This is a genomic window from Bradyrhizobium sp. WSM4874 (assembly GCF_055811835.1).
In genome coordinates, this window is the sequence record NZ_JBVVPR010000027.1 from 1 (window position 1) to 17,695 (window position 17,695).

At 58.0% G+C, this 17,695-nt stretch carries 17 protein-coding genes and 2 pseudogenes; 10 read left to right on the top strand and 9 right to left on the bottom strand.

The window, feature by feature from the left end:
- Window positions 1-426: 426 nt before the first annotated feature.
- On the top strand, window positions 427-1,182 hold the full coding sequence (locus tag AC0L3P_RS25010) for a ThuA domain-containing protein (RefSeq protein WP_354065645.1): 756 nt from the start codon (window positions 427-429) through the stop codon (window positions 1,180-1,182).
- Window positions 1,183-1,503: 321 nt separating this feature from the next.
- On the top strand, window positions 1,504-2,406 hold the full coding sequence (locus tag AC0L3P_RS25015; RefSeq protein WP_354212199.1) for an alpha/beta fold hydrolase: 903 nt from the start codon (window positions 1,504-1,506) through the stop codon (window positions 2,404-2,406).
- A 1,419-nt stretch (window positions 2,407-3,825) separates the two neighbouring features.
- Here the strand turns inward: AC0L3P_RS25015 and AC0L3P_RS25020 are convergent.
- Both AC0L3P_RS25020 and AC0L3P_RS25025 read right to left on the bottom strand, forming a co-directional pair.
- Window positions 3,826-4,347, bottom strand: coding sequence for an HdeA/HdeB family chaperone (locus AC0L3P_RS25020; RefSeq protein ID WP_275174760.1), 522 nt, complete (start codon window positions 4,345-4,347; stop codon window positions 3,826-3,828).
- A 652-nt stretch (window positions 4,348-4,999) separates the two neighbouring features.
- Window positions 5,000-6,136, bottom strand: a complete 1,137-nt coding sequence (locus AC0L3P_RS25025; RefSeq protein WP_473305950.1) for an AraC family transcriptional regulator — start codon at window positions 6,134-6,136, stop codon at window positions 5,000-5,002.
- A gap of 422 nt (window positions 6,137-6,558) precedes the next feature.
- On the opposite strand from AC0L3P_RS25025, the gene AC0L3P_RS25030 reads away from it, so the two are divergent.
- From AC0L3P_RS25030 to AC0L3P_RS25040, 3 genes are all read left to right on the top strand, one after another.
- Window positions 6,559-6,882, top strand: a complete 324-nt coding sequence (locus tag AC0L3P_RS25030) for a hypothetical protein (protein WP_354210636.1) — start codon at window positions 6,559-6,561, stop codon at window positions 6,880-6,882.
- Complete coding sequence (locus AC0L3P_RS25035) at window positions 6,879-7,091, top strand: hypothetical protein (protein ID WP_275174762.1); 213 nt, start codon at window positions 6,879-6,881, stop codon at window positions 7,089-7,091. The genes AC0L3P_RS25030 and AC0L3P_RS25035 overlap by 4 nt, the downstream gene beginning before the upstream one ends.
- A gap of 235 nt (window positions 7,092-7,326) precedes the next feature.
- Window positions 7,327-7,785 (top strand): hypothetical protein, encoded by a 459-nt coding sequence (locus AC0L3P_RS25040; protein WP_354065638.1) that lies wholly within the window; start codon window positions 7,327-7,329, stop codon window positions 7,783-7,785.
- A 107-nt stretch (window positions 7,786-7,892) separates the two neighbouring features.
- Here AC0L3P_RS25040 and AC0L3P_RS25045 read toward each other — a convergent pair.
- Window positions 7,893-8,104 (bottom strand): annotated as a pseudogene (locus AC0L3P_RS25045) (hypothetical protein); the annotation flags it as partial.
- A 317-nt stretch (window positions 8,105-8,421) separates the two neighbouring features.
- On the opposite strand from AC0L3P_RS25045, the gene AC0L3P_RS25050 reads away from it, so the two are divergent.
- On the top strand, window positions 8,422-9,183 hold the full coding sequence (locus tag AC0L3P_RS25050; RefSeq protein WP_473305954.1) for an outer membrane protein: 762 nt from the start codon (window positions 8,422-8,424) through the stop codon (window positions 9,181-9,183).
- Window positions 9,184-9,937: 754 nt separating this feature from the next.
- On the opposite strand, the gene lpxD is transcribed toward AC0L3P_RS25050, so the two are convergent.
- Window positions 9,938-10,999, bottom strand: coding sequence for a UDP-3-O-(3-hydroxymyristoyl)glucosamine N-acyltransferase (gene lpxD, locus AC0L3P_RS25055; RefSeq protein ID WP_473305957.1), 1,062 nt, complete (start codon window positions 10,997-10,999; stop codon window positions 9,938-9,940).
- Between the two features lie 384 nt (window positions 11,000-11,383).
- Between lpxD and AC0L3P_RS25060 the strand changes: the two genes are divergently transcribed.
- Complete coding sequence (locus tag AC0L3P_RS25060; protein ID WP_473305960.1) at window positions 11,384-11,764, top strand: hypothetical protein; 381 nt, start codon at window positions 11,384-11,386, stop codon at window positions 11,762-11,764.
- Between the two features lie 81 nt (window positions 11,765-11,845).
- On the opposite strand, the gene AC0L3P_RS25065 is transcribed toward AC0L3P_RS25060, so the two are convergent.
- From AC0L3P_RS25065 to AC0L3P_RS25080, 4 genes and pseudogenes are all read right to left on the bottom strand, one after another.
- Entirely contained in the window at window positions 11,846-12,046 is a 201-nt protein-coding gene (locus AC0L3P_RS25065; RefSeq protein ID WP_275174766.1) for a hypothetical protein, read from the bottom strand.
- A gap of 80 nt (window positions 12,047-12,126) precedes the next feature.
- Window positions 12,127-12,605, bottom strand: a pseudogene (locus tag AC0L3P_RS25070) (SOS response-associated peptidase family protein); the annotation flags it as partial.
- A 9-nt stretch (window positions 12,606-12,614) separates the two neighbouring features.
- A complete protein-coding gene (locus AC0L3P_RS25075; RefSeq protein ID WP_473305962.1) occupies window positions 12,615-13,088 on the bottom strand; it encodes a PH domain-containing protein in 474 nt (157 codons plus the stop codon).
- 4 nt (window positions 13,089-13,092) lie between these two features.
- Window positions 13,093-13,839, bottom strand: coding sequence for a TAXI family TRAP transporter solute-binding subunit (locus AC0L3P_RS25080; RefSeq protein ID WP_473306090.1), 747 nt, complete (start codon window positions 13,837-13,839; stop codon window positions 13,093-13,095).
- A 765-nt stretch (window positions 13,840-14,604) separates the two neighbouring features.
- Here AC0L3P_RS25080 and AC0L3P_RS25085 point away from each other — a divergent pair.
- The 3 genes from AC0L3P_RS25085 (at window position 14,605) to AC0L3P_RS25095 (ending at window position 16,172) form a co-directional block, all read left to right on the top strand.
- On the top strand, window positions 14,605-14,889 hold the full coding sequence (locus tag AC0L3P_RS25085) for a response regulator (protein ID WP_473305965.1): 285 nt from the start codon (window positions 14,605-14,607) through the stop codon (window positions 14,887-14,889).
- 124 nt (window positions 14,890-15,013) lie between these two features.
- Window positions 15,014-15,724, top strand: coding sequence for an ion channel (locus AC0L3P_RS25090; protein ID WP_275174772.1), 711 nt, complete (start codon window positions 15,014-15,016; stop codon window positions 15,722-15,724).
- Window positions 15,725-15,908: 184 nt separating this feature from the next.
- Window positions 15,909-16,172 carry a hypothetical protein gene (locus AC0L3P_RS25095; RefSeq protein ID WP_354065623.1) on the top strand — a complete coding sequence of 88 codons (264 nt, stop codon included), beginning with the start codon at window positions 15,909-15,911 and terminating at the stop codon, window positions 16,170-16,172.
- A 975-nt stretch (window positions 16,173-17,147) separates the two neighbouring features.
- Here AC0L3P_RS25095 and AC0L3P_RS25100 read toward each other — a convergent pair.
- Complete coding sequence (locus tag AC0L3P_RS25100; protein ID WP_275173155.1) at window positions 17,148-17,537, bottom strand: hypothetical protein; 390 nt, start codon at window positions 17,535-17,537, stop codon at window positions 17,148-17,150.
- Window positions 17,538-17,695: the final 158 nt, after the last annotated feature.

Consider the following 17,695-nt stretch of genomic DNA (forward strand, 5'->3'; position numbering starts at 1 on the left):
AGGGCGACGTCGTCGGCAGCTTGCGCCCTTCCAGTCGCAAAGAAGGTGTCGCGGAACGCAGCGGAGAGGCAGCAGCCCAAGCAATTCAGCAAGCAGCAGCTTTACGAGATACTGGCTGAAGCGGTCAAAAATACCGGCTAGGTCACCGCGAGCGCCGTTGCACTGCGCTCAGTATTCGGCTCGGCTCGGCAGTTCGGGGGTCGTGCACCTTCCCAAGTTCGTCTGCTTCGGGTCAAGGTGCGAAGAACCCGGCCTGAGCAAAACCAGTCCGCTTCCACCCACGAAGCTGACCTCAATGAGACGGTTCGCCACTTCGCTGATGGGCCAGCAGCGTTGCATAGGACGGCGATGCCCCAAGACCGGTGCTGGGCTGATCTGTGCTAGGCTTCTTCAAAACATGGTTGGTCGGCTTTGGCGGAGGCGATTGTGAGGCGACGTGAGTTCATCGCGCTCCTCGGCGGCGCTGCGGCAATCCGACCACTCGGCGCGCATGCGGAGCGTCCGCCAGAGCGCATCCTCTATTTCACATACTCCGCCGGCTATCGGCATGATGTCATACCGCTTTCCAAGGTAATCCTGGCCCAGCTCGGAAGCAATTCGGGTGTCTTTGAAGTCACTGCAACGGAAGACACGTCCGAATTTTCTGCCGAAAACCTCGAGCGCTACGCGGCGGTGATGTTCTACACAACCGGAGAACTTCCGATGAGCGACGCGCAAAAGAGAGCTCTTCTCAGCTTTGTACGCTCGGGCCGCGGGTTCCTCGGTGTTCATTCTGCGACGGACACATTCTACACTTGGCCGGACTATCTCGATCTGGTCGGCGGCTACTTTAATGGTCATCCTTGGCATCAGGCCGTGAAGATCGAGGTGGTTGATCCTGGCGATCCCCTGGTGGCTTTCCTCGGAAATTCGTTGCAAGTTGAGGACGAGATCTACCAAATCAGCGACTTCGATTATCGTGGATCACGCGTGCTCCTGCGCCTCGACCCAAGCTCGGTGGACCTTGGCAAGAACGGCGTGCATCAGCGATTCTATGGCTGGCCTCTCACCTGGACCCGGTTCTATGGCGAGGGACGGGTATTTTATTCGGCGCTGGGCCACGAGCCGTCAGTTTGGCAGGATTGCCGCTACCAGCGACTCCTCACGAACGCTATCCTCTGGTCTATGCGAAGGTCGCCCTAGGAGACGCCGCCGCACTTCGCATTTGCGCCACCGCCGGATTCGTCGGGTGGTGTCCGTGCCAGAGGTTCGGAGGGTCTTGGTCTGCGACTTCCGTTCAGGGTCAAAAGCGGCTGGCGAGCCAAGTTCAGCTCGGCGTCCGGTTCACCAGCGATAGCGGACATCACGGCGGCTGAACTGCTCTTCGGCTTAGGGCCACAACCGGACTCACATGAAGCAAGAAAAATACGCGCGCTCGGTTATCGCTTGCTGCCATGCGCGTTGTGGAGAACTATGCTGGCGGCAAACCAGTCCTCTCGGAGACCTGCCTGAGGAGGAAGTTCAATGCGCCGCATCGTGGTCTCATTTCTATTTGCCGCCTGCACGAGCACACTACTGTGGGCACAAGAGGTCAAGCCCGACTGGCCCATTCCATCGGAATTGAAATGGGAAGCCATCAACGGTTATCCCATGGCCTACCGGGAAGCGGGTGAGGGTACACCCATCGTGCTGGTGCACGGCTCTACAAGCGATTACCGGATTTGGAATGCCCAATTCGGCGCCTTTAGTGTCGCTCACCGGGTGATTGCGGTCAGCCTAAGGCACTTTTACCCAGAACGCTGGGATGGCAGCGGCACCGATTTCTCAATCGAGCAGCACGCCCAGGACATCGCTACGTTGATAAACAAATTGAATCTCGGGAAAGTGCACCTCGTTGGGCACTCGCGCGGTGGCGCGGTTGCAGTCGAGGTTGCGAAATCGCACCCCGAAGTCATTCGAACGCTGGTGCTGCCGGATGGCAGCATCGAAATGCCGGTGTCCGAGACCGCCGAGGCAAAAGAAGCCGGAGATTTCACAAAAAAGCTGATCGGGACCTTGCAGGAAAACTTAAGAGCCGGTGATACAGCCAGAGCTGCGGAGATCTTCGTCGACACGTTGAGCGGCCCCGGCACCTGGCTAAGGTTTCCCGAACCTACGAAGGAAATGTTTCTAGCAAATATTTACTCGGCGTTGGGGGACAAAGACCGCCCGATCAGCACATGTGCTGACGTCAAGAAGTTTGACTTCCCCGTGCTGCTCATGACGGCCGACAAAAGTCCAAAGAAGTTTGAGTTGATGTACCGCGAAATGCGGAAGTGCCGGGAGTTTCCTGCGACGGTGGTGATACCGAATGCAGCACATGGCATGCAGCGATTGAATCCGGACGTGTTCAACAAGCTCACGTTGGAATTCCTGTCCAACCATTGATTTCTCGTTGACTGGGTGCCCTCGAACGAACAATGGCCGCTTTTGGTCAAAAACAGAAGTCGCGACCTCGCGGTGCAATGTTTGCCTTGCTCCCCGCGAGCGGACATCGTCAGCATAGAGCCGCCGGGCGCTCGCGATTTCGAACTCAAGATCAATTTCAAAACTCTGCCACAGTCGGAAGTCCATTGGCAGAAATTGAGAGAATCAAAAAGGAGCCTGAACTACGAACGCCCATACGGGCTCAACAGAGCCGACCAACTGGCCAAAACGGGTTGCCGCCCCAGCGTTTGGGAAACTGGGGCGGCATTGGGGGGCTGGGTTGGTTGGTCACGGCGTTTGGGGGTGCCGTTGACGGGATAATAAAACTTCAATTCGGCCATAGAGCCAATTGTCCTGAGGTACAGGATCGGATTTTGCTTCTTCAAACCAAGCCTAGGGTTCGGCCTCATGACTGAAATCACGCAAGCCGCGTCCGCGAAATCTATGACCATTTTGCTTGTCGTTCCGGCCGATGACCACGCTGTCGACGGCAACCAAGCCGCAACCATCGTCGTCATCGAAGTCAAAGATCGCACAACGGACCGCCGTGCTAACTTCCTCCCAAGGTACATAGACGCCCCACCGGCTCAGTCATCCAGACTGAAGCCGTCTCATTTTCGGCGCGTGCGGTTTCTGCATAACAGGCTGACTAAGGGCTCGTACTCCGAAAGAGCCAAGCGATTGCAATGCGGCTGAGAGCCGCCGCGGTCGTTCGCGGCGACGCGCTCGTCGAGCCACCTGGGGACTTCGATCGATGTTGCCGGCAGCCCGACAGCCCCTCGGGTCGCATTCGCCCATTGGCACAAAGTGCAGTAGCCGCGGGCGGCAGATCTGTTTTGTCTACGGTGCGCCTTGCCGAGTCTTTCCAGCCCCCAAGCTTCCAGGATTGGCGGGAATGTACAGGCCCCGGCGCGGCATCCGCTTCGCCGGGGCCACGGACGCGGAGATAGTCCAGGACTATGGACGCAACGGCGGATCGGCAACGAGGTTTGGAGTTGGGTCGCCGCTGGGCAGAGCATGCGTCGGCACACGAGCTCGCGACCATGGTGAGCGGGTCGTTTGATGAACTGAGCCAAATACTGCCACCGGACGTATCTGATCAGTTCGTCGGCGGCTTTCGCGAAGGCGTGTTGCACGTCTGGCGCGGGGCCTAGGCGCCCCTCAGCACAACACTCCTTCTACGGTGTTCGACCGCCTTTGTTAGGCCCGCAGCCCTTGCCTTCTGCCTTGACGACCTTCGCCAAGCTCTCAAGTTGACGAGCCGAGTCCAGCCCAACATGCCACACTGAGCGAAACTCAAATGAATTGCGCTGTTACGCAGGAGCTACGCTAATGCAGGGCGCGATCCGTTGCTTGCAAGCGGTTGCAAACTGGTTCGACCTAGGTAGCTCTGTTCTGAATGGCCGTTGGTAGAGTGCGAGATTTGTTTTTCTTACAATACGCGACGACCGCACTGGAATTCCGCTGCAGGCGGTCGTAATCCAATACACTGTTGCTTGCCGCTGCGTTGTAATAGCCGCTCATGAAGTATCTTACAAAATCTTGATCCGCTGAACCGTATGCCAACCAAGTTCCGCAAGTGATCTTGTTAAAATCCAGCGTAGCAGTAGGCACCGCATTTACGCCTATCGATTTTTCTAGCCCTGCCATCACACTGGCATTTGGGTTGGATTGGCACCACCCTCTTACGCTTGTGACATTTGCCCGATGCAGGTCAAAATCTACAAACGTCCTCCGACTTTCATAACTGAACCAGCCGGTCATCCAAGCCGAAAACTTGCTCGACGGTGCAGCCGACATGGCAAGATATTCGCCACAGGTGATGCTGCGAATATCGGCCGTCGTGGCGCGCGCCTCACTGGCCAAAGCTGAGGAGACTAAGACCAGCGCAAGCAGAAGCAATCTGCACCTCATTGTGATGACCTCCCGAGCAACAATTGGATACCAGACCAAGCAACATCGTGATCACACATCCCGTGACCACAACTGTATTCGGGCGTTGTGGCGACTGCCTAGTTGATCTAGATCAACGGCGGCGAAGCAATGTCCCTGCCAACCATCCCGGCTCAAGCAAAGTATGTCCTCGCGAAGGCAACGAAGTGCTCGTCACGTCAATTTAAGGATGGCGCACACTGACGCAAGAGACCGTGAGGTGGCGCTTACGCCTGCCGCGATTCGGGCGTAAAGTACTCGCTCAAGAGTCGATCGATCACTAATTGGGTCTCAACTTCGGTTCGGAATCCTGCGAGGATCAAAATAGAACCTGGCCGCGATTCTCGCGCCAGAGACCTCTCGCGGGTATCTTCGATCGTGATTGACGGGTCCGGGAAGTGCCGTCGGATCGAGGCATGACAAGACATGATCTCCCCCTCTTCCAAGTGAACTACTGCAAGCTGAAGCAGGGTAGAGGACCTCGCAAGTGCACCAAAGGGCATCGTCCTTGAGTACACTATGAATAGCACTTGAGCCGGCCTGCAAACCCGAGCGCCATGACGTCACACTTTCTCCGCTCCACGCCGGGCAAGTACTCCGCTCGTCGAACTAATCAAGGCAATCAGGGCTTTTCGCTGCGACTCAGCTCGCGTTGAGAGCTTGACCGGAACTGTCGTGGTGTCATTCCGGTCCATCGCTTGAACGCGTGTGTTAGGGAACTCAGTTCGCGATAACCAAGCAGCCACGCAACTTCAGACACGGGTAGCTGCTCCTCTTCGAGATAGCGCTTGGCGAGCGCCGCCCGTAACTGGTCAAGAATTTCAGCGAAGGACGTCTTCTCTTCGCCAAGCTTGCGCGACAAGGTGCGGGTACTCAGTCCTATCTGCCGCGCGACTTCCTTCGCGACGCCTCTACCGTGAGGCAGCAGTGTGGTGAGCGTCTTTTCGACCCTTGAATGAACCGTCGCGCCATGCGGCGCATTCCGCATCAGCGCTTCCTCCGCGTAGCATCGCAACAAATCGTGCAGATAGCCGTCGCGGCCTACCAGCGGGAGCAGTGCCACTTGCACCGGAAAAGAGATCACATCGCCGTCAGCGCCGAACTCGACGTCTCTGCCAAAGAACGTTCTAAATTCGGGGGGCATGCCGGTTCGCAGATGCCTCACCTGCAGCCGAGACGGCACCACACGGCCGTCCGTTACCTGCCTGCAGATCCGCACCAGCGTAACTATCCAGAGTTCGATCTGTTGCCGCTCGCCGCTTCGATCGACACCGACATATTCGAGGGCAACGGTCGCAGTATGCTTCTCCATGTCGAAACGCAGCCGGACTCCCTCATTCAAGATCCGGCTGTACCGTTCCGCGGCACGAAGCGCATCGGCGACATTCTCCGACGAAGCCATAACGTAGTAGACAAGGCCGATCTCACGCAGATCAAAGCTCCGGGCGAGCCGGAAGCCCAAGATGTCATCCTCCAATTCTTGAGCAGCCAATTCCAGAATCTTGATCTGGGTCGCAACCTCGAGCCGGACTGCTGGGTCGCGGAAGTCGTTCAGCGTCAATCCCGCCTTGGACACTAGCGCAGCTGTGTCTTGGCCCGAGGTAGCGACCCGCGCGCAGGCCAGCCGAGCAATACCGCCCGTCGCGCTAGGTATCGCACTCAGGCTTCCCGCCGACCTATAGCTCGCTCCTGCCCTGCTCAAGACATCAACGCCCACATCTTTGGGCGAGCCATCATAGGGCGATCCCCGCACTTCCACATAGAAACATCCCCCTGCAGTGCCCTTTCACGCTTTGCCCGACTGCGTATCTCCGGAACGCCAAGCGCTGCTTTCCTTTTCTGGCGGGAACTCAAAGGTCGAGGGGGCTCCGATTTCTTCCAAATACCTGAGGTCATCTCGTTCGCAATGTTTGACCTAGGTCAAACACTGGGCGAGCAGCGATCTAAGGTTGACGTCTCCGGTATCCCACTCGCTACTTTACAGAGGCGCACCGGTCCGTTTGCAGAGCTTTTGCGCCGCAATGGATTTGTGGCCTCAAAGATCAAAACTCTGGCGACCTATAGCAAGCGCGCGTCTGCTGATCATGGCTATGTCTGGCCGCCCTCACCTCAATGCTCAGGCTAATCCCCGAGCGACGCTCGCGATTGGTCAATGCCTCCAAAAGACACCAGGACTGAATTTTGATCGCCGGCAGCACGCCCGGAAGGGCACTTACGGAACTGAAGATCGCGCAGACTTACGTTCGGCTCTCATGCATCCCGGACAACGATCTAGGTATGTCCGTTTCAGTCGCCATGGTCGCAAAGTGTGAAATCCGGATGTTGCGAGGCCCGGAACTTGATCTGCATGGTGTGCCACTGTTCTGGCTAGAGCTGTTCGACCTCAGTGCAGAGCTTTCGCTCGACAGCGGCTGCTGCCAAAAGATTGAGGACGCGGTGCCCATATTTGACAATTTCGTCGCGCAGGCGCTTGCCATGAGCCGGCCGGATGGCGAGCCGCTGTGAATGATCACCGGGATCATCTGGAAGCACTGCGAAAGCAAGCAGCAGAAGCTGCGCTGATTAGCGCGCTGGCGACATCGCCGCAGAAGCGAGAACTTTTGGCGAAGATTGCGCAGCATTTCGACACGCTGTCGACTGAGCTGGAGCGAGCGGTGAAGGCCGGTTTATATCCAACGGACGAAAACCCACCAGGTATCCCCACAGGGGACTAAGTTGAGTCTCCTGGCGGGCTTCGACAGGTCCGCTCGCCGCGTTCGAAGCTGGTTACACATGCCCCATTCCTGGGACACTCACGTCGCACTTCCGTTTATTGACTTAGATCAATTCCATTCCCGCGCGTGAGGCAAACTCGTTGAGGAGTCTTGCTGTTAGCCGGAAACGAGAATGCCGGATTTACTGCCAGAGAAGACGCTCTCGCGCATCTGATGTCAGTCGGGGAGGCACATCATGAGACCCCTTGCTCTGCTGCTCGCTTCAGCATTTTTGGTTGTATGCGCCGGCGAGAGCCACGCAGTGGTGAGAATTGCCAATGACCGTGGTGGCTTGATCCAACGTTACCTTGATCGATATGATGAGTTGAATGAGACTGGCCAGACTGTGATTATCGATGGCCTCTGCGCCTCCGCCTGTACAATCGCATTAGCAAAGATCCCATCAAATAGGATCTGCGTTACTGAGAGGGCAAGGCTCGCTTTTCATGCAGCCTGGGACCTCGGCGACGGCGGGCGCCATATTACAAATCGAGAAGCCACGCAAATGATCTATTCGATGTACCCGGCTCCAGTTCGGAGTTGGATCTCAGAACGAGGCGGTTTGTCGCCTCACACAATTTTCCTCCGCGGGGCGCAGTTGCAGGCCATGTTTCCGCGCTGCTATTTGGACGCCGCAGTTTTCCTACGGTCGTAGTCCACCAAGGGCGCCCCAACTCCTTTGCTCCGCGCGAAGTACTACACACGCGACAGCAGACCACGCGAACTAATAACCAGCTCAGAGTTCGGAATTTTTCCGCAATGTCAGGCGATCCCGTCTGATGCAGATCGTTCAGCAGACCCCGGCCTCAGACGAGTTGACGGATCGCAGCTAATCTTATTTCGCAGTTCCAAGAGATCGGTGAAGACATCTGCTTGGCGCCGCAGCTCATGTGCGAGCATGGGCGTTGACTCGTAGGTGTGGAGACGACCGTCACGCGCACCCCGCTCCGCTGCACTGCTTGGACCAACGTGCGAACAGGTACACGCAGTCAGACAGTGTATTATGAAGGTCGCTGGGGCCACGCGCAGTGAGGAGTTATCCGCGGCCATAATGAATGGTTGTGGCGATTAAGAAGGACAGTACCGCCTAAGGAGATCCGAGTCCGCGGAAGAGCCTGAAGGTTAATTAAGTCCTAAGCTTAGTAGAGGGCATCGGGTTCCCCCTCCCACACATTTTGGCGCTGCGGTGTGACAGGCAGGACACGGACGACATGGAGCGAGTCGTATAATTATGCTCTTGCAACTTGCGACAGCGTCGGCGACCGCCGACGCATGGGGATGGAGAACTCTGATGAAGAAGTTTCTGCTCGGTACCGTTGCGTTGTTTGCTTTGGGGCTCGCCTCCCCAACTTCCGCTGCCGACATGGCGGCACGTCCGTACACCAAGGCCCCGCCGGCGCTGGCCGCTCCGATCTACGACTGGACCGGGTTCTACATCGGCGCGAACGGTGGCTGGGGTCAAAGCCGCAATTGCTGGGATTTCGTCGGCGCGGCCGGCGTGGTTTTCGCTGATGGCTGTCGCGAGCGCTCTGGAGGCCTGATCGGCGGTCAGGTCGGGTATCGTTGGCAGGCAAGCCAGTGGGTGTTCGGCCTGGAAGCTCAAGGTGACTGGGCGGACCTCAGCAGCCAGCGCGTCAGTCTGATCAACCCAGCGTTCTCGACCCGCACAAAAACGGACGGCATTGGCCTGTTCACCGCCCAGATCGGCTATTCCTGGAACGCTTCCTTGCTATACGTTAAAGGCGGCGCGGCAGTGACGAGCAACCGCTTCAGCATCCTCGACACGCTCACCGGAACTGAACTGGCAGCTGCGAGCTCAACCCGCTGGGGCGGGACTGTAGGCGTCGGCTGGGAGTATGGTTTCGCACCGAACTGGTCAGCCGGCATCGAGTACGATCATCTGTTCATGGGTGACGCGAACAACTCGTTCTCGGTAGCCAACCCCGTCGTTGCTGGCGCGCTGAACAGGATCAGCCAAGACGTCGATATGGTCACACTGCGCGTCAACTATCGCTTCGGCGGGTACGGTGCGCCGGTGACCGCTCGCTATTGATTTCTTCTAACATTCGAAAACTAAGGCCTCGGCACCGCCGGGGTCTTTCTATGTAAGCGGGCCAGCGTCTGCACGAGTCGGTCCTGCCCGCAGAACGGGACGCTGGCAGTACGAGGGTTCGTACTTGCCTTCTTGAGACAGACTCGATCTCCTCGCCCGCGTCGGCCCGGGCTGTTCGGAGGGCCTTGCTCAGCCTGTTACGCAGTCAGCCCGACAGCGCTTTCCGGCCGGCTATTGGCACAAAGTGCACTAGCCAGAGACTGCGGATCTGCTTGTCTGCAGTGGCCTTGCCGATTCTTTCCAGCCCCCAAGCTTCCAGGATTGGCGGGAACGTACAGGCCCCGGCGCGGCATCCGCTTCGCCGGGGCCACGGACGCGGAGATAGTCCAGGACTATGGACGCAACGGCGGATCGGCAACGACGTTTGGAGTTGGGTCGCCGCTGGGCAGAGCATGCGTCGGCACACGAGCTTGCGACCATGGTGAGCGGGTCGTTTGATGATCTCAGCCAAATTCTGCCGCCGGACGTATCTGATCAGTTCGTCGGCGGCTTTCGCGAAGGCGTGCTGCACGTCTGGCGCGGGGCTTAGGACCACAGCACAAGGGCGCCCGGATGAGACCAAGCGCCCTTGCACCCCCATCGTCGGCTGATCCAAGCTGTGAGTTCTAGGAGATCGTTGGGTGAGCCGAGGAACGCTGGAATACCAAGGGAATCAATAGCCGAGCCTCTTGTTGCAACTGAGGCAGACTCGCGTTCACGGGTCTCGCGCCGCGATCCTCTTAAGCGTGGCAATCTGTCGGAAGAAGGTCTTTATCGACTGGGCAGGGCTTCCGAGAACCTTAGCACCGGGTGCTAGATCCGAAATGACGCCCGCCTGCGCTCCGATTTCCGAACCTCGGCCTATTCGAAGATGCCCTGCCATAGCAGCCTGCCCCCCAACGCGGACGAAATCTTCAAGTACAGTTGAACCCGAGATCCCCACCTGTGCAACTACGACGCAACAGCGGCCGAGACTAACATTGTGACCGATTTGCACGAGGTTATCGAGGCGGGAGCCAGCGCCAATTACGGTGTCTCGCGATGATCCGCGATCAATAGTCGAATTGGCACCAACTTCAACATCATCTTCAAGAATAACTCGCCCAAGCTGGGGGATCGAGAGAAACCCGTCGCTGGTGGAGGCGAATCCGAATCCTTCCTGCCCAATCCGCGCACCCGGATACACGTAAACGCGTGCTCCCAAAACCGCGTAACTAAGGCTCACATTTGCGCCAATCCGGCAGTCCCTCCCGATGGTGACCCCGCTTCCGATGACTGCGCAAGGACCGATCCGGCAACCCGGCCCTATCTCCGCTCCGGTTTCGATCACAGACAGGGGTCCAACTTCTGTCGAAGGATCAATTTGAGCGCCATCCGCTATTATTGCCGAAGGGTGAACGCCAGGACGAGGCGGTGGCACCGGGTAGAACAGCGCAGCAACGCGGGCCCAAGCCGCATACGGTTCGCTCGTTTGGATCGCCACAGTTGCCGCTGGTACTCGTGAAGCCATATCAGGATGAACGAGCACCGCGCCGGCGGAGGTTTGATCCAGGGCCGAAGCGTAACGGCGATTGTCTAGAAAGCTCACTTGAGTCGGTCCGGCCGCTTGTAAAGGGGCCAAACCTTCCAGCAATAATTCACGTTCGTCTGCCACACCCCGCGCCGTGCTAGCGACGAGCGCGAGTGGATGCGGACCAGTTCGCCGGAAGAACCTTGCACTGCCGAGCACTGTTTCGAGCATCACGTCCCCCTGCAGCAAACCGACTTCGGCTGGCATTCCTCCTCCGCCCGTCCCGGCCCATGTCTCTTGTGGTCAGTCGCAGCCGCGGCGAAAAGCGGTTCCCTAGATGCCTTGGCCCAACAGCAATGTTGCTCTCTGCCGTCGGCAGAATTGATTCAGATCAAGACGCATCTTCGGCTGAGCACTTCGCACTGGCTAACGGGCCCGCAACGCGTTCAGAAAGCGGTTACAAGCCACTTGATAGCGGTAATTTTGCTGGCGCCACCACGCCGCCCTTGACCCCCGAGCACCTTGAAACGTGCCGACTCTTCTCCAGGCACACATCGGAGTTGACTTAGATCAACCTTCCGCTCGGCGATCGCCCTTTTTTGAATCGGGACAGGCTGGTAATTATCGAGCTTTCCGGTTTCTGAGATGAAAATGACGCGAGCATTGCTCTTCATTGTGGTGGCAATCCTTTGCGCATCATGCAGAACCGACGCGCAGCTTGACCCGATCCAGGCCACCGCGATTATCGATGCGGCCGAAGTCACCGATAGAGAAGAATGCCTCTACCAAGAAGTCGCCCGACTAATGGAGCCAAAGGGCAGTTCACCAATCAGCCTGCAGAATGTTGCGGTGGCCGCGACTCGGTTTTGTAGCGCTACTGTGAGAAAACGACTCGAGAGGGCGGCCTCCGTATCCCCGTCTGATGCGCAAACTCTCGCACGCGATGATCAGATGAAGACAGAACACCGCGCGTTCGCCATCGGGTTGGAATTGCGTGAGAAAAGGACAAATGCGGGAATGGCAGGGAACTGAACGTGGCGGCTCCCGCCGGTTTTGTGCGTCCTTGCAACAGGTCCATCTCAGTAGCCAGCCCGCCAGTGTCTTCGCAGCGATCTATCTCGGAACATCGCCCACGCTCATCCCTGCAAAAGATACCTTTCCCCAGTCTGATTTTAAATCGAGTTTATCTATTCCCTTTGAAAGCCCCGACCCATGAAGGAATAATCGGTCCCCCCAAAAGATGGCCGCTACACCACCGGCAATGAGCAAGGCGGCAATCCCAAAGCGGCCATAAGCAAACATATCTCCCGACATTTAGCTGGTCCCTCTTTAAGGTCCATCCACCGTGCAAGTTCGAGGGGCAAGGGTCAAAGGGAGCTACCTCAAAAACGTCATCATACCCACAGTTTCGCGCTGCCGGTGCCCCTGCATCGAGGGCGCTCTCGAGGGTAGCGTCTGCTCTTGATCCGTCGCCTTGTCCTCTTTGTCGGCCCGCGCATCACGATCCGGAGCGTGTCGTTCGGCAGCGGGCGCTGCAATGCCTTGGCCTCATCCCAGGGTGCGCGCATCCAAACGTCCCTCTCTTCGTCGGTGGTCAGGATCACCGGCAACGCCTTCGGATGGACGGCTCGACCACCGCGTTCGGCGAAGTCGTGAGAAAACCATAGACGTGATGCGGGCCGGGTAGCGGCTTCGACTTCGTGCCGCGATCACCGTTGAACGTGGTCCAGATGCCAACAAAGGCGGTGAGCGGCCTGTCCTCGTCGAGCGCGAACCAGACCACGTACTTTTTCCTGGTCTCCGGGTTCGGCTCCGGCGCGTATTCTGCGAAGCTGTTGAACGGCACCAAGCAGCGGTTCTCCGGCTTCAGCCAAGGCGACTGTTACACCGGTCTCGTCGTGATGGCGTTGCGAAACGCGAGCGGCGAAGTGATGGTGGTAATGGTTCGCGTGCCCTCGCCCACACCCTGAATGGTGAGGTCGCCGTAGTCCATAAGGCGGCCAAGAATGCTCTGCTTCACATCAACGCTCTCAACTTTGTCGAGGCTCATCTCAAAAGTTTCCCGCTTGATGAAACCGGTCTTGTGGACAACCCGCATGTTGGTTACGTCGGTCTCGGTGGTCCACCGGTGGAACCAAGCCGTCGCCATCCAGTACAAAGCCGCAAGCCCGGCTCCCGCCGCTAAGGCCAAGCAGGCCAACGCCAGCACTTCGGCAGTAAAGAAGCGCCACAGCACCAAAAATGCGACCATCACGATCCACGCAGCGATTGCGGGTAGAAAGTACATCCAGTGTTCGTTGGTCGAATACAGCAACCTTTCGCCGGGCTGTATGATTTTGTCGATATACCGCGCCATAGGGCTACCCTGAGTTAACCCGCCACCGCAGCAATTTGCGCCATTCGAGCCGATCAAGGCCTTGATCTATCTCAAGCCTTCGAACGACCAGCGCTGGAAGCTTGTCAAGCGAGAGCCGGACCAACCCTCCTCTAAGAGATCGGAGTGATTGGACGGCTAAGTTTGTAATGGAATTGCGAAGGGTCCCGCCACGGATCAGCGCGGGGTGGAGACCGTCACGGGCTGCAAGCATCGCTTTGGTGCCAATAAGATCGACTTCTCGCTCCGGAATGTTGTTCGCCAAGTCGACCACGCCGGGTGGCAACGTCAGTTTGCTGATGAAACTGAGCCGTCGATGGTAGGCTTCAGCCTTGCTGTAACTTAGCAGCTTCAAAGTTGGATCGTGAAGCGCTGTCCAGACGGCGTGGTTTTCCGCTCCATCGACAAAGATAGCCGCGTCGACTGCGCCCGACTGCAGTGCGAGCAGTGCGGCATTGTTGCTCAGCGGCTGCATCGAAATATTGTTGATCGTGAGACCGTTAAGCGCGAATATGTGTTCCCCCAATGAACGAGCGCCGCTACCGCTAACACCAACGGCAACCCGGTGGTTGCGCAGCTCGTTAACATGCGTAAGCACGTCCGTACTGCGGTGGAAAATCCACATAGGTACGTAGTAGAGGCTCGCGAGCATGATTACGTTTTTGGCTTCCGGAAGAGTTGCGATACCGCCCTGCGTGAAGCCGATGTCAACACCCGACTGTGGATCTTGCAGTAGCCGTAGATTGTCCCCGACCGTTGGTAATTCGTTCCTTTACCGTGACCCCGGGTCGAGCGAGGATCTCGATATATTGCTTCGCATACCGGTGGAGCAGGCCATCTTCCAGTCCCGAAGCCAGCACGATGTGACGTGGCGGGGCGGTTTGTAGGAAGTACGCGACAGCCCATACCGCAGCAACGATCATTGCAAAGGTCATTATGGCTATGCTGACGCGGCCACGTCGTGCCCTGAACCGTAACTTTTTGAAGATCATACGTACCGCCTTCACGAAAGGTAGACGGAAACGGCTTGACGAGACCAAGGCGTGTGTTTTTGGGCATTTCGTTGCCCTCGGAACTCGGTCGGCATCGGGCGCAGCGGCAAAGCACGCGCGGTGGCTTTCGCGTAACTGCAACCGGGGATGTTCTCGCAGCAGATACCCTCGATAACCGGCGTCGGGCTGTCCCCGCAGTTCCTTCGCAGCTCGGTAGTACCTTGCCGAGGGGATTGCGGAGGGCACCATCGTCGGTCGGCGGCCATCACGGGACAACCGCGCTGCAAGGGCGACAATGACCGTTGATCCGTCCGCAGGGACGACCGGCGCAACAGGCCGCATCGCCAGCATATCAACTAAAACGCCACGGCTCCGGAGAGCTGTTACCCGTCTTTCACCCCGGAAGCGATCGGTAGGTCCCGGAGTGCACAGTAGGCAAGTCATAGTCGATGACAACGATCCCGGAATGCTGAGGGCTGTCCAGCGGCTCCTCCGACAGCATGACTATGAACCGATCCTCTTCTCGTCTGCCGAAGAGCTGGAGCAGCACGCCGATCGCCAACGCACTCTGCATCATTTTGGATATCAATCTCAACCTGCGCTCGGGGATCGATCTCCGACATCAACTCAAAGCACGAGGCGTTTTGGTCCCCGTCATTTTCATCACCCGCAAGGAGACCGATTCCGTTCGCGAGGCCGCACTGCTGTCCGGATGCCTCGCATTTCCAACGAAGCCGTTCTCAGCGCACGAGCTAATCGAGCCGCTCAAACAGGCTGCGGCAGGCCACTAACCCATTCACTGAGCGCGCCTGGGCTTGCTCCCGTTCCCTTGATCTAGGTCAACGAGACTGAGCTTTCGTCCGGAATTGTACAAAGGTGCAGCGCTGCGGTCAGCGCCAGGCCTTAGGAACATCGATGAAGACGCCCGTAAGCGAGCTGCGCCGTTTGCGCGGAGAACGCATTGACTGGCTGCTCTCGGTGCTCACGGCAGTGCTGGCATTACTGATTTTTGTCTTCGCCCCGCTACAAGCAATGGGCATTACCGCCTTTCATCTGTTTGCGGATGGCCTGTTGCTAGCGATCATCGTCAGCATGGTGATCATCTCCAACAATCCGACTGCTCTCGTTCTGATGTCGCTCGCGCTCGTTTTCAACGTCGCCGTATTCTTCTTGCGCATTTACTACCCAGTACCGTACCACCTTCACATTTTGGCGGGCGCATGGCTGGTCATCGCCTGCACGTTGGGCGTTGTCGTGCTTCAGGCCGTTTTCAGGCGAGGTCTCGTTACATATCACCGAATTATCGGAGCGATCCTTCTGTACCTTTTGATTGCGGTGGCCTTTGCAACGCTGTTCCTGTTTGTAGGGCTGGCGGCTCCCGACGCAATCAAGGGAATAGCTTTCGAGGACGACCATTCGGTTGCCGCATCGCTTTTTTACATGAGCTTTGTCACGCTTACGTCGACTGGGTATGGAGACATCGTTCCGGTACATCCGTTGGCACGAAGTCTCTGCAACATCGAGAGCGTGATCGGTCAGCTTTATCCGGCGACGCTTCTCGCGAGGCTCGTCACCCTCGAGCTCGGCAGTACCGGCTCAGCGAGTAAGCCCACCCCTATCACCTGAGCCGCAGGAGCTGCACCGACACGTGTGCGCTGCACTCGCCTCTGTGGGGTTCCCGCGTCGCTAGGGGAACGCATGGTTGATCTGTGTCAACGCCCCCGATCCTTTAGCGGACACGCTGCGTGCAGCCGCACCAGAGACGGCATCCGTGTATCTGTTGTGCAGGCACAAAAGGGAGACCCGCACCATGCATCCCAAGAAGCGTCTTTCGATCCAGTCAGCGACTATTAGCGGGATTGCGGCTAGCGCCCTCTTGGGCCTTGCAGGTCTCACGCTGAATCCAGGCCCAGCCAATGCGGTCGTGTACTGCCAATACACTGCCTACCCGGCGGGTTGCGTTGCTCGGCCCGGTGTGGTGCTGGGTGCGCGTCCAGTGGCCCGCGCTGCGGTACGCCATAATGCCGGTGGCAATGCCAATGGTGGCGTCAACCGCGTCGGCGTGCGGCGATAAGCCAGTTTGCAGGTGACTGGCAGAAAGGAGCTGTCGCGGTCATCTCGGCCCGGAGGACCGGGACCGATGACGAGCAGCGGCCTCGCGGTATGAAGTACACGTGGTATGTCACTTTTGAAGTGCCCATGGATGGCACGCTGCAAAGACGGCGACTCCGCGCCTGACCAAGACGTTCGTCACTGAAGCAGAAGCGCGGGATTTTGCGCGAGCGAAATTCGCCGAAGGATTGATTGTCACTGCGGGCACCATCATCCCGCACGTGCCGAGAGTGTCGATTCCGTCGGAGGAGATTCCAGCGTGGTTTGAAGCTGACCAAGTAAATGACTGATCAGCCAGCCGGGAGCTTGAAGATGTCGGAGCCGAAAAAGGCCCGTTGTCATCGCAACGCACTGACTTTCCTTGGATACGGAAGGCTGTTTGAACCACCATGTGAAACTAGGGCCTAATAGGGCCCGGCTGTTTCAGGCCGGACGGAGCGCCGGACGGCATCCTTGTAAGTCTTTCAATGATCGAGGGTTTTCAGGTATTCCAACCCACGAGAAATCACTGGACGACAGGACCACACGGTTTGCCGTACGCACGGCTCGCCATTTCACCACCGGTTTCGACGACGTTGTGCACGTTGCCGCCGACCTGATGACGAGACGAAGCCTAGCAGCGCCGCTCGTCGGAACGAAGTTTTGGGCTCACGGAGAGCAATCCGCCCTGCCCACACCTCTCGCACCCGAACGCTGCCGCGTCCACCGCAAGCCCGGCTCGCGAACGTGACGACCACAGGATCGCCCCTCAAGAATGAGCCGGGATGAGCGACACATACGCCAAAACCGAATTTCGGTAAAGTGGAATATTTTTGCGCGCGCGCGGATTGACACCCGCGACACAGGTCGCGCAATGACATGCCTCGCGCAGAAGCAACAAGGGGCGGTGTAAAACACCGCCCCTTGGCGCGATAGAGGCTGCAACGAGGGCAGCCGCCTAATACGGCTGATAATAGCCACGCGGACCATAGTAGGGACCGCCGCCGTAATATCCCTGGCCGCCGTAGTAAGGACCGGGGCCGTAATTATAGCGGTCCTCGTAGTACTCCTGGCGCCTGCTCTCCGCGATCGCACCGCCGATCAGACCTGCCGCCACGCCCATGAAAGCGAGGCCTGCAGCGTTCGGACCTCGTCGATAGTAGCGGTGGCGGCGAGCCGCGCTGAAATCAGTGGCAGCCGGAGCAGCCGGACCCGCGGCAGCGGCCTTGCTGGGCGCGGATGAGTTGGCAGCCGAAGGCGCGATAGAGGCCGTAATCAGAACAAGACTTGCGAAAGCCGCCAACACAAGGTTGCGGCCGGCTGCAGAAATCATCGGTCTCTTATTCATCTTGACCTTCCCCTGTTCTCGCTCAAAGCGGCATGCAAACAAGACTTAATGCGCAAACCACTGAAATCGTTTCGCGATCGCGGCAATCTGCCACGCTTTGAACGATTGTAAACCGAACGTCTGGATCCAGCTTGAACCATCCAACATGAGCGGATAAT